Origin of the sequence: Streptococcus gallolyticus subsp. gallolyticus DSM 16831 (assembly GCF_002000985.1) — a bacterium.
Classification (GTDB): Bacteria; Bacillota; Bacilli; order Lactobacillales; family Streptococcaceae; genus Streptococcus; species Streptococcus gallolyticus.
In genome coordinates, this window is record NZ_CP018822.1 from 2,118,039 (window position 1) to 2,130,847 (window position 12,809).

General features: G+C 40.1%; 8 protein-coding genes and 1 pseudogene. 4 read left to right on the forward strand and 5 right to left on the reverse strand.

All coding sequences use genetic code 11. From position 1 onward, the window contains the following. Genes BTR42_RS10530 through BTR42_RS10540 form a run of 3 tightly spaced genes read right to left on the reverse strand, consistent with a single transcriptional unit; the run spans nt 1 to nt 4,278 of the window. Nucleotides 1-1,518: an AMP-binding protein gene (locus BTR42_RS10530; RefSeq protein WP_077497633.1), complete on the reverse strand. Its 1,518-nt coding sequence runs from the start codon at nt 1,516-1,518 to the stop codon at nt 1-3. Continuing rightward, nucleotides 1,515-3,038, reverse strand: coding sequence for an AMP-binding protein (locus tag BTR42_RS10535; RefSeq protein WP_077497636.1), 1,524 nt, complete (start codon nt 3,036-3,038; stop codon nt 1,515-1,517). The genes BTR42_RS10530 and BTR42_RS10535 overlap by 4 nt, the downstream gene beginning before the upstream one ends. 7 nt (nt 3,039-3,045) lie before the next feature. Next, nucleotides 3,046-4,278 carry an acyltransferase gene (locus BTR42_RS10540; RefSeq protein ID WP_077497638.1) on the reverse strand — a complete coding sequence of 411 codons (1,233 nt, stop codon included), beginning with the start codon at nt 4,276-4,278 and terminating at the stop codon, nt 3,046-3,048. 1,110 nt (nt 4,279-5,388) lie between these two features. Here BTR42_RS10540 and mutY point away from each other — a divergent pair. Together mutY and BTR42_RS10550 are read left to right on the forward strand one after the other, a co-directional pair. Continuing rightward, nucleotides 5,389-6,543, forward strand: coding sequence for an A/G-specific adenine glycosylase (gene mutY / locus BTR42_RS10545; protein ID WP_077497640.1), 1,155 nt, complete (start codon nt 5,389-5,391; stop codon nt 6,541-6,543). 190 nt (nt 6,544-6,733) lie between these two features. After that, nucleotides 6,734-7,006: pseudogene (locus BTR42_RS10550) on the forward strand (GFA family protein); the annotation flags it as partial. A gap of 601 nt (nt 7,007-7,607) precedes the next feature. Here BTR42_RS10550 and BTR42_RS10555 read toward each other — a convergent pair. Next, complete coding sequence (locus BTR42_RS10555) at nt 7,608-8,813, reverse strand: L-lactate MFS transporter (protein WP_077497643.1); 1,206 nt, start codon at nt 8,811-8,813, stop codon at nt 7,608-7,610. 236 nt (nt 8,814-9,049) lie between these two features. Here BTR42_RS10555 and BTR42_RS10560 point away from each other — a divergent pair, with 236 nt between their 5' ends. Beyond that, complete coding sequence (locus BTR42_RS10560) at nt 9,050-9,649, forward strand: NADPH-dependent FMN reductase (RefSeq protein WP_077497646.1); 600 nt, start codon at nt 9,050-9,052, stop codon at nt 9,647-9,649. Between the two features lie 13 nt (nt 9,650-9,662). Further along, the gene (locus BTR42_RS10565) at nt 9,663-12,077 is read left to right on the forward strand and encodes a flavocytochrome c (protein ID WP_077497649.1); all 2,415 of its coding nucleotides are present in this window, start codon (nt 9,663-9,665) and stop codon (nt 12,075-12,077) included. Between the two features lie 268 nt (nt 12,078-12,345). On the opposite strand, the gene BTR42_RS10570 is transcribed toward BTR42_RS10565, so the two are convergent. Then, the gene (locus tag BTR42_RS10570) at nt 12,346-12,774 is read right to left on the reverse strand and encodes a YjdF family protein (RefSeq protein WP_009854919.1); all 429 of its coding nucleotides are present in this window, start codon (nt 12,772-12,774) and stop codon (nt 12,346-12,348) included. Nucleotides 12,775-12,809: the final 35 nt, after the last annotated feature.

Consider the following 12,809-nt stretch of genomic DNA (forward strand, 5'->3'; position numbering starts at 1 on the left):
CTATTTTCCTTTCTCAAGGGATAATTGGTGAACTTCCTCAATCAACTGGCGACGTAATAATTTTCCAGTTGGATTTCTCGGAAAGTCAGCCATAAAATAAAGCTGTGTTGGTTGACAATATTTTGCCAGATGTTCTGCGGCAAATGCCATAATATCAGCTTCCAAGGCTGCTGAAGGTTTGACAGCATTTTGCAGGATAATGGCAGCCGCCACAACCTCGCCGTAAACCTCATCAGCTACTGGTATGACAGCAACATCTTTGATGAAATCGAGCTGCGCCAACACATCCTCGACAATAACAGGACTAATTTTCTCGCCACCTCGGTTGATAAAATCTTTTTTCCGTCCTTCAAGGTAAAGGTAGCCATCTTCGTCCAAATGCCCAATGTCTCCAGTCAGTAACCAGCCATCTTTAAACGATGACGGACTTGGTTGCAAATAATCAGTAATCACTTGCGGTCCACGAAGGGCAAGCTCGCCAGTTTGCATGGCTTGCTTAGTCAGCTGATTATCTTTGACAATTGCCAAATCAATCTTAAAAGGTTTCCCAACTGACCCTTGCTTGATTGCTGTCGGCGGATTTAAGGTAATCTGACCACTTGCTTCGGTCATTCCCATTCCCTCTAAAATGGGGACACCAAACGTTTCTTGAAAGGCAATTTCTTTACTTTTTGCTAAAATAGCCGAGCCGCACCGAACAAATCGCAGATGAGAAATTGGCTTGAAGGTATTGCGTGATGTTTCATTTTTCAATAAAATCGTTACAATCGTTGGCACGACAGATGTCCACGTGATGCGATAGTCTTGAATCCATGTCCAAAAACGGCTAGCGCTGAATTTGGGTGCAATGATTAGCTGTCCAGATGACAAAAGCGTTGCATTGACAATGATATTCTGAGCATTGATGTGAAACATGGGCATCACAACCAACACACGGTCATTTTCAGTAAGAGGGTGGCTAGCAATGCTGTTTTTAGCACCAATTAGCAACTGTTGATGCGTTAAGCCGACTTGTTTTGGTTTTCCTGTCGTTCCTGAAGTGTTAAGAATGAGCGCCAGACTGGTCTCCATAGGCAACTTTGAAGGGGCTAGATGACCTGACTTCGTTAAAATAATCAAATTTGGGCAAGTTTTCAGCGGAAGATAATGCGCTGTCAGCTCTGCATATTTTTCAAAAGCCTCAATCTTGTCAGATTCTACGATGATAGCTGGGTAATCAGCTGCTTCATAATACTTTTGCAATTCTTTAGCTGGTGTCGTTTCAGATACGGGATGCGCAATCATTCCCAGTTGCCAAAGGGCTTGATTGAGAGGAACGTAGAGCGCCGAATTTCCAAACGCCAAAAACAAGGTATCTTGATAACCCATTCCCTGCCTTTGAAAAAAATCTTGAAGCTGCTTGATGTCATCAAGAATATCCTGCCCTGTAAACCAAGTGTCTAGCTGAATGTCCTTGATAATCGGTTTTTGAGCATTTTCAGATAGTTTTTCAGTTAATGTCTTGGTTAGTTCGGTCATACAGTTTCAGCCTTTCGTTGTTTGGCAAGCATTTGTGACAGCTGTGGACGCATGATTTTATTGGTTGGATTGAGTGGGAAAGCTTCCACAAAATAAATTTCTGTCGGACACTCGTGTTTAACCAAATGTTTGGCACAATATTCTCTGACTTCTTCTTTTAATTCAGCACTTGCCACAACATCGGGTTGCAAAATGATAGCCGCCGCAACGATTTCACCATAAATATCATCTGGTAATGGCACCGCCGCAATTCCTCTGACAAAATCTAAATTTCCGATAACATTCTCAATGACGGTCGGATTGATTTTTTCGCCGCCGCGATTGATGACATTTTTACTGCGACCATTTAACCAAAGATAACCATCCTCGTCATAATAACCAAGGTCTCCTGTTAACAACCAGCCATCTCTGAATGATTTTGGACTTGGTGATAAATAGTCTGTAATAACGTGTGGTCCGCGAATGGCAATCTCACCTTCAATGCCAGCTTTCATGGTCAAGTCATCACCGTCAACGATTTTGACTTCACTACCATAAGGTTTACCAACAGAACCAACCTTTATAGCATCAATTGGGTTGAGAGTACATTGACTACAAGATTCTGTCATACCATAGCCTTCAAGAATTGGCACACCAAATGTTTCTGAAAATTCACGATTACGATTGATTGGCAACATGGCTGATGCACAACGAATAAAACGCAATTGATGATTAGGGTCAAAATTATCTAACGACTGTTGATTTTTCAGCAAAATCGTTACAATCGTTGGCACCACAGAACTCCATGTACAATGATGTGCAGTAATCCATTGCCAGAAGTGACTAGCGCTAAATTTCGGTGCAATCACAATCCGACCATTTGATAACAAGGTCGAAACGACAATCAATTCTTGCGCATTGATGTGAAACATAGGCATCACAATCAAAACAGTATCGTCTTTTGTCATGCGGTGCGACACCAAGTCGTCCTCACCAGCCAAGCGCATAAAACGGTGCGAAAGTCCAACTTGCTTAGGCTTTCCTGTCGTCCCAGACGTATTCAAAATCCAGCCCAAGGTATCTTCAGTCGGTGCCATTTCTTTGTGCGTATTATCATTGTCCTTACGACTTAGCAAGACCAAATCTGGAAATGTTTTAAGATGTAACACTTCGTAGCGCAATTCAGCATTTTCTTTGAAAGCAGCCGCTTTTTCCTGATTGAAAATCATTGCAGGATACTGATTCTCATCATAATCTGCTACCAATTCTGCAATCGGTGTTGTACTTGCCACAGGATGCGCGGTAATCCCATAACGCCACATCGCCTGATTCATCGGAATATAAACCGCTGAATTTTCCAGAGCCATAAAAACGACATCATCTTTTCCAAGACCATTCCGCCTAAAAGCCTCTTGAAAAATAGCAATATCATCTTCCACATCTTGCCCCGTAAACCAGCGATTAAGAGAGATATCTTTTAAAAATTCACGCTCCGCATTTTCCAACAAACGTGCCTTTAAATCATCAACTAACTGTGTCATGAATATCTTAATTTCCTTTCTTTATATGATTTGGACGACCAATTAAAATGCCAAATGGCGATACTTTGTAGCAAAAATAAGAAATTAGCCACGCACCACCCAATACCAAAAGATAACCCAATGGGAAAAGCAAAGCCAAGGCTACATCACTCAAATACGGATTAATCCAATCAATCACTAAGCCAAAAATGGCAAGAGAGGCTGTTTGCGTCAGATAAATCCCAAATGATAATTTCGACGACAAATCAACCGAGCGACGTAACCATTGGAGACTTGATTTTTCACGATTTCTAGCGTAATGCAAACTAAGCGCAAATATCGTTGCAATCATGAAAATCGCATAAATCATCATGTAAGGCTGATGAACCAAATGCGCATAATGACGACTTAACCCAAGAATCTTTGTATTGTAATAATAAAGCCCTATCGTCCCCAGACTTAGACAAGCGGTTATCGCATAAATTCGCTTTTGATAAGTCATCAAAAGTGTCGTGACTTTATCATAATGAATAGACACATAAGCACCAGCCATAAAGTAAAATTGATAAGTCAAGACAAACATTCCGTAGGACCGGAAAAGATATGGCCAATTCGTATGGTCTTGATGTGGAAAAATGTATTTGATATAGAAAAGAAAAAGCAACTGAATAAGCGCTGAAATGGAAATAATAAGGTTATGTCGATTCACAAATCGCTTATACAACCAAAGCATGATTGGAAAAATCAAGTAAAGTTGCATGGTTACCAAAATATAGTAAAGGTAAAAGCGATTCCCATGTAAAAGGGCATCTCCCCATTCTCCAAGCCATTCAGGAAAAGTAAAACTTCCCATAACCAATAACGTGATTAGAATATAAAATCCATTCCAAAAAACGTACGGAATTCCTGAACCTTTAAAACGTTTAATCCAAAAAGGTACAATATCCAAATGGTCCTTTTTATAATTTCCTAAAAATAGCACAAGTCCCGTGACAAACATAAACCCCATACGTGTAAAATGGGGCATTAAGTGAGTTGCCGTGAAAAATTCATAAGCTCCTGAACTTTTAGATACGGCGTTGGTAAATAGAGAACTAACATGATTAATCAGCACTCCAAAAATAAAAATACAGCGCATGAGGTCAACCTCATAAAGGTACCTCTTCTTTTTTTTCGCTTCTGTTGGCAAAATGGCTGCTCCTTCTGTTAAATTTACTTGGCAACCATTATCCACCTTAAAACTTAATGCTATCTTAAGCACGGCAAAAGAAAAGAAGCGCTTAAACTATTAATTACCACAAATTTTCCGTTAAAAATAAGCTAGAAAAAAACAAAAAATCTGGAACACCTAAGTGTTCCAGACCCTTTTAAAAATATTGCGTATGTTGTACCAACATACCAATCTCATAAGGAGTTAGGCTGTTGGATTATTATCTCCATTTTTATAGCGACTTAAATTCATTTTCAGCATTGTACATACCTCCACGACTTTTTTTATCACTACTTTTTACATTGGTTTCACTCCTTTAGCTATTTTCTGCAATTAGCTAAAGTATCACCATTTTTATATCTTGCTACGTTCATAAGATACCTCCATTAATCTGAAAATACTCACATAACAACGATAATAATCACCTAATTTTTAATTTGTTTTTCTGTTTTTTGATTGATACAGCGATTGACTCGTCGCCATATCTGTTTAGAGTCTCCATTTTTGTAACGGCCTACATTGATTGCTTTCATATCTATCACAACTTTCTTTAAAAGCTTTTTCAAACATGGAAGCAATATGATTAGAAGCCCTTTCGATTACTACTGTTACTAGCAACAAGATCAACCGGTAATATTTCTTGCACTAGCCATTTCTAACCGTTTACTTCCAATAATATTTTCTCACCTAAAATGTGACATCACTCCTTTATCGCTATTTTCTGCAACAAGTCGTTAGTCTCCATTTTTGTAACGACCTACATTAAACATCAACATAAGGCGTTCCTCCGATGTACTTTGTTACAAGTTTTGGTTTTCAAGGCTAAACAAGATGCTTAATCACCATCTTTATAGCGTCCTAAGTTAAAAGCTAACATAAGCGCCACCTCCGTAAAGTCAACTGTGCCTACTCACTCCGACTAGGAGACTAATCACCATTTTTGTACCGGGCGACATGTGGTTTCATCATAAGAACTGTTACCTCCTTACTTCGTTACTTTTGTCATCCTTCTTTACACTTTTATTATAGTGTAACCGCTTACTTTTGTCAATACCTAAATACTCATTTTTCTAAAAAATAGTCAAAAATCTCATTTTTGATGAAATAAAATAATAAGCGTTTTTGTTATTCAAAGAAATCATTCTTTGCTAAAATAGAGATATGATTAATTTTACTGATTATGGCATTGAGATGTGGGATGATGAGAAAATTGCTTCTTTTCGTCGCACGCTGCTTGCTTGGTATGACAATGAAAAGCGAGATTTGCCTTGGCGCAGAACCAAAAATCCTTATCACATTTGGGTGTCTGAAATCATGTTGCAACAAACACAAGTTGTTACTGTTATTCCCTACTATGAACGCTTTTTAGCTTGGTTTCCAACCATTGACGCTCTCGCCAAAGCTCCTGAAGAAAAATTACTTAAAGCGTGGGAAGGCTTAGGTTATTATTCACGCGTGCGCAATATGCAAAAAGCTGCGCAAGAAATCATGGACGATTTTAATGGCGAATTTCCTAGCACTTATGATGATATTCTCTCCCTAAAAGGAATTGGACCTTATACGGCTGGTGCGATTGCAAGCATTGCTTTTGACCTTCCCGAGCCAGCTGTGGACGGCAATGTCATGCGTGTTATGGCAAGGCTTTTTGAGGTCAATTATGATATTGGTGACCCTAAAAATCGCAAAATCTTTCAGGCTATTATGGAAGTGCTCATTGACCCTGAACGTCCTGGGGATTTCAATCAAGCACTTATGGATTTGGGCACAGATATTGAGTCTGCTAAAAATCCTCGCCCAGATGAATCACCAATTCGCTTTTTCAGCGCAGCTTATTTACACGGCACTTATGACAAATACCCTATCAAATTGCCAAAGAAAAAGCCAAAACCGTTGCAAATTCAAGCTTTTGTCATTCGCAACAGCAAAGGTGATTTCCTATTAGAAAAGAATACTGACGGACGCTTGCTCGGAGGTTTCTGGTCATTTCCAATCATGGAAACTGATTTTATCGGACAACAGCTTGATTTATTTGAAACAGATAATGCCAAAAACACTCTCAAAACAACGTCGCAAAAAACGTTATTTAAGGAAGATTATCAACTAACCCCAACTTGGACAAATCAAACCTTCAATCACGTCAAGCATACCTTTAGCCACCAAAAATGGACAATCGAACTCATCGAAGGCTCAGTCAACTCAAATGAGTTTACCAAAGATAGGGAACTCCGCTGGGTCGCACAAGACCAACTTTCCACCTACCCCATGGCAACCCCACAAAAGAAAATGTTAAAAGAGTATCTGAGAATGGAGAAATAAAATGATTACGGGTTCATGTCTCTGTCACTTACCAAGCCCAAAAACTGTTAGGACCTATCGTGTTTTGCCACTGTTCGTAGCGTCGTAGCTGATTGGATTCTCTTCGTCCTTTGGACTATGACAATCCTAATCATCCTGACGGGGGTGCGTCAACGAAATCATAGATTTCTGACTTACCGCCTGCCAAAAGGCTTCAGCATCGGCTTTTTCGGTTAATTCTCTGGTCAACGTTGAAGATTTTCAAATCTTATCTGGTGCAGATGAGCTTGTGACTTATGAATCCTCTAAAGGAAAATACCGCTATTATTGCAAGAATTGTCACAGCCAAATTTACCACATCAAAGATGATATGCCAGATAAAGTTACTTTAAAACTGGGAACAATTGACCGTTGCGAACAAGACTTAACCTTACTCGAACGCAAACACATTCACAACAGCCAGAAATTCCCATGGCTTGAATAATTGAAATAAAATGGGAGTGAGACAAATAAAGTCTCCAGTGGAGACTTTATTCATGAGCCTAAAAATTAAAAAGCGAATCAGTAGTTTCACAGAAACTTGATTTCTCAGCAAGTCTTAATTTCTTGTTGCTGACCTAAAACAGTTCACTGAACTGTTTTTGACACTTACTTCGTAAGTTTTATTTCCCGATTATAAAGGTTCCCCGAACCTTTATAACCCACCCCCGCATGGCTCGAAAGATTTGGGGAATCTTTCGAGGTGGGAAATAGAGTCAAGTGAAGCTTGACATCAAAAAGGTTTGGGGAACCTTTTGAGGTTGGAAATGAAGTCAAGCGCAGCTTGATGTCAAAAGGGTTGTAAAAGCTGATTTATCAGCGCATTAGAATCCACTCAGCAGTGATTGATTGCTCAAACAATTGAGAATTGTTTGAGGTTGGAAATCTAGCTTGCAAAGCAAGCGTCAAAAAGTGCCTAATCAATTGTGCATGGGAAACTCTAAGTTGACTAAAGTCAACAGAGTTTCTCCAAACTACTGCGTCTTGTAAATAATAACTATATAACCAAAGAAGCTGAGCACTTTTTGTCTCAGCCTTATTTTTATTTAAGCTTTTTGGCTAATTTTCCCGTATAGGAAATTGAGCAAGAGCCCTGCAAGTGCTAATATGATAGCAATGTAGAATGCAATTGAGAAGCTGCCATTATTTGCTACTGCTATATTTGAAGCGATACTTGGTGCAAAATAAGCTGCTACTGAATATCCTGTAAACACGATACCGTAGTTTACACCTTGATTGGCAGGACCATAATTTTCCATAACAATTGACGGAAAAACTCCCATGACACCACCAAAACAAATGCCAAGCCCAATAATACCAACAGCAAAACCAGCTTGTCCTGGAACAAATGCCAGAACCGCGAGCGCTAAGGCAATAACGGTGAAAATAATATAGAGGGTATTTGAACGCCCAATCCTATCTGAAACAGTTCCCCAGATAAAACGTCCACTCGAATTAGCAATTGAATAGAGTGATACGTAAAGAGCGGCGACCGTTGCCGAAAGCCCAAACATTGACGTGCCAATCGTCCGAGCATTTGAAGCAATCATAAGTCCTGAAAAAGCTCCGACAAAAAACATCGCAATAACAACGTAAAAAACTGGTGTCTTTAGCATGTCAATCCATGTTTTGTTGACCACATTTTGCGCTGACGAAGTCGGTGGATTCCAACCGTCAGGCTTATATCCTGCAGGTGCTTTTTGGACAAAGACACTTGCCACAATAACAATGACAATATATGCTAGACCAATTGTCCGAAAGGCGTACTGAGCATCATGAGATAAAATCAAGCTATTAGCAATCGGTGAAGCAAAAACAGCCGCTAAACCCATACCGCCTGTTATTATCCCAGAAGCTAGGCCACGCTTATCTGGGAACAGTCGTAAGGTATTGGACAGGTAACCAGAGTAAGCAAAACCTTGACCAAGCCCTGCAATCAAACCGTAGTAAATATACAACTGCGCTAAACTAGTTGCCGTACCCGTGAGATAAAAACCACTAGCAAAAAGAATCGCACCAATCGCAATTGACCACTTCACCCAGCCTTTATCCGCAAAATATCCGCCTAAAATCATCGGAATCGGACCAATGGCTGAATTAATGGAAAAAGCTAACATGATTTGGGGCATTGTCCAGCCTGTCTGTTCACTCAAAGGCTGCGCAAAAGTTGAAAAAGCATAAACTGCACCTGTGCATAGTAAGATAGCAGTCGAGGCTGCCAGCACTAGCCAGCGATTTATTTTTTTATCCATAAGAGACCTCCTTTTGGATTACATTTGCCTTATTTTGACAAAGATAATAACAAAATCGCCTTAAAATGTCAACGCTTACATTGTAAAAAATTAATACTAAAATACTAAAAAAATCAGAAAATTGTATTATAGCATTAAAAACTGATACTATCGTAGGTTGTCTATAAAAACGTTTACATTTTATTTAAAAAAGGAGTATGATATAGGTAATTATTTGTGTAAAAGAGGTAAACTATATGAAATTAGTTGCTATCGTTGGAACGAATTCAGACCGTTCTACCAACCGAAAATTATTAAAATTTATGGCGAAGCATTTTTCTGATTCAGCTGATATTGAAATCCTTGAAATCAAAGACTTGCCAGCTTTCAACGAACCAGAAGATAAGTTAGCTCCTGATCCTGTCGCTGATTTTTCTCAAAAAATTGCTAGCGCGGATGGTGTCATTATCGCAACTCCAGAATATGACCATACGATTCCTGCACCACTTGCCTCTGCTCTTGAATGGATTGCCTACACTAGCCGTGTGCTTATCAATAAACCAACCATGATTGTTGGGGCTTCTCTTGGTGCTCTCGGTACTTCACGCGCACAAGCTCATCTCCGTCAAATCCTTGATGCTCCTGAATTAAAAGCACGCATCATGCCAGGAACAGAATTTTTCCTCGGACATTCTGAACAAGTTTTAGATGATGATTTTAATCTCAATAACCCTGAAAAAGTCGCCGAACTTGAAGATAATTTCAAAGAATTCCAATCATTTGTTGAGATTAGTAATCAAATCGTTAGCCAAGCAGACACAGACCGCAAAAGAGCATTTGCTTGGGAAGCCAAATAGGAGGTGACAAGTTATGAAATTAGTCGCTATTGTCGGAACTAACGCCAAAAAATCATATAATCGACTGCTATTACAATACATGGCAAGACATTTTGCCAAAAAGGCAGACATCGAGATTTTAGAAATCACAGATGTACCAATGTTCAATGAAACAGATGACCAGACAGAGTCAGCTATTATTCAAGAATTTAATAGCAAAATCACAGAAGCGGACGGTGTTATCATTGCCACACCTGAACACAACCACACGATTCCTTCAAGCTTAAACAGCCTTCTTGAGTGGCTTTCTTTCAACATTCATCCTTTAGCTGGCAAGCCAACCATGATTGTTGGAGCTTCTTATGACATTCAAGGCTCATCTCGTGCGCAATTGCATCTCCGCCAAATTTTGGATGCACCAGGTGTTAATGCTACTGTCATGCCAGGAAGTGAATTTTTACTAGGACGTGTCCAAACTGCTTTTGATGAAAATGGTGACCTTAAAGACCAAGGAACTATTGATTTTCTAGAATCATGTTTCTTCAGATTCCTTCGCTTTGCAACCATTGCCAATCAACTCAATGAACCAGAAGAAGTTCGTTTTGAACCTGGTACTTATCAAGTCACGACAGTTGGGCACAACGGAGATTTGCCAATGTCCGTAACCCTTTCAGAAGAACGTATTGAAGCTATTGACATTGATTCTTCTGGTGAAACAGGCGGAATTGCTGACGTTGTCTTTACTCGTATCCCAAGTGAAATTATTGAAGGACAAACTTTAAATGTTGATGCGGTATCAGGTGCTTCGGTAACATCAAATGGTGTTCTTGACGGAGTTGCTCGTGCTGTTCGACAAGCAGGTGCCAATCCAGATGCGCTCCGCTCACGTCCAAAAGCACCATCAGCGCTTGATAAAGAAGATAGAACTTACGATACCGAACTCGTCGTTGTCGGTGGCGGCGGAGCAGGGCTTGCTGCTGCAGCTCGTGCCCTTCAAGCTGGTAAAAAAGTGGTTGTCGTTGAAAAATTCCCATCTGTTGGTGGAAACACTGTTCGTGCCGGTGGACCAATGAATGCTCCTGACCCTGCTTGGCAAAATACATTTGCTGCTAACCCTGGTGAAGCTAATACGCTTCAAGAATTGCACGACATTGACGAAGCAACAATCGCCCCTGAATTTATCGATGATTTCCGTGCTTTAAAAGTTGAAATCGAAGAATACCTCAAAGACTCCACTTATCTCTTTGATTCAAAATTACTCTACCGTATCCAAACTTATCTTGGCGGTAAACGAAAAGACCTTAAAGGTAATGAAATTCATGGAAATTATCAATTAATCAGCGTTTTAACCGAGCGCGCCCTCGAATCTGTCCGCTGGCTGGAAAATATCGGTGTTGAATTTGTCCGTGACGAAGTCACCATGCCAGTTGGAGCTCTCTGGCGCCGCGGTCATAAACCAAAAGTTCCAATGGGTGTTGCCTTTATTTCTGTTTTGAAAGACTTTGTTTTAAAAAATGGTGGCATTATTTTAACAGATACACAAGTCAAAGAATTGCTTATTACAGACGGTATTGTCACAGGTGTTAAGGGAATAGGACGCAATGGTCAAACCATTACCGTAAATGGGAAAGCTGTCATTCTGACAACAGGTGGCTTTGGAGCAAATACTAAAATGCTCCAACAGTACAATACTTACTGGTCAGAAATTGATGACGACATTGCCACGTCTAATACCCCAGCAGCCACTGGTGACGGCATTTTACTTGGTCAATCCGTCGGTGCTGACTTGGTTGGAATGGGATTCAGCCAAATGATGCCCGTATCAGACCCAGTTACTGGTGCTCTCTTCTCAGGTCTCCAAGTCCCACCAGCTAACTTTATCATGGTCAATACCAAAGGAAAACGATTCGTTGACGAATACGGCAGCCGTGACCAATTGTCCCAAGCTGCAATTGATAACGGTGGACTTTTCTACTTGATTGCTGATGAAAATATCAAAGAAACAGCTTATAATACAAGCCAAGAAAAAATTGATGCTCAAGTAGAAGCTGGAACGCTTTTCCGCGCTGATACTTTGGAAGAATTAGCAGAGCAAATCAATATTGACCCAGCCGTTCTGGTAGAAACAATCACCAATTACAATTCATACGTCGATGCTGGTCACGACCCTGAATTTGACAAAGGTGCCTTCGACCTCAAAGTCGAAAAAGCACCATTTTACGCGACACCACGCAAACCAGCCGTTCACCACACCATGGGTGGCTTGAAAATTGATACCAAAGCCCATGTTATTAACGAAAACGGGCAAACGATTAAAGGGCTCTTTGCAGCTGGCGAAGTAGCTGGCGGACTCCACGCTGGTAACCGCCTCGGTGGAAATTCGCTAACAGACATTTTCACATTCGGTCGCATCGCAACCGACACCGCTATCGCAGAATATCTGGGTTAAGTTAAAAACAAGGTGAGAATTTCTCATCTTGTTTTTTATTTTCAGATAACAAAAGAAAACCCCAGCTTCTTCAAGCTAGGGCTCTCTAGGAGATTTACGATAGCCATCAGAATTTTATAACTTTTACAAAAAAAGATTCCAGCTTTTTAAAACTGGAACCTCTAGGAGATTATGAAAAAGAAAGTTTATTAGGATTGTTTATAGTATAGAGCCGCTTGCTTAACTAAACCTAAATTTTTTCTTACAGAAAACTTAAACTTTTTTCTTTTCAATGTCCCCGCTTTTTCTGATGACGCTTTTCTTGCCTAAGCAGGTATTTTCGTTCCTTTTCTAGCTCACGCTTCACCTTTTGCTTAGACTTTTGAGCTTTCTTGACTTCCTCACGCATTTCCTGCATAGCAAGCTGAGCTTTCGTTGACACCACAGGCTTACACTTTGCCTTATTGATATCACGTTGCACTCGTTTTGGATTTCGTTTTTTCTGTGAAATAGCTGGCGCTGAAAACTCAGAGCTTACTTTGACCTTATCATACCTGCGCAGCCATTTTCCCAAAGAAACATCAATAAAGTTTAGAATATCATCATCCTTTGGTTCTTTGCCAAACACGTAACGAAAAGCCTTGTAACGTTTCTTCGAATCCGTAAATTCAATCAAAGCCGACCAAAATGCCCCATCAAAATATACTGTCATTTTCATAACAGCCCCTCCTTAAAAAAATTGACAATGGACGA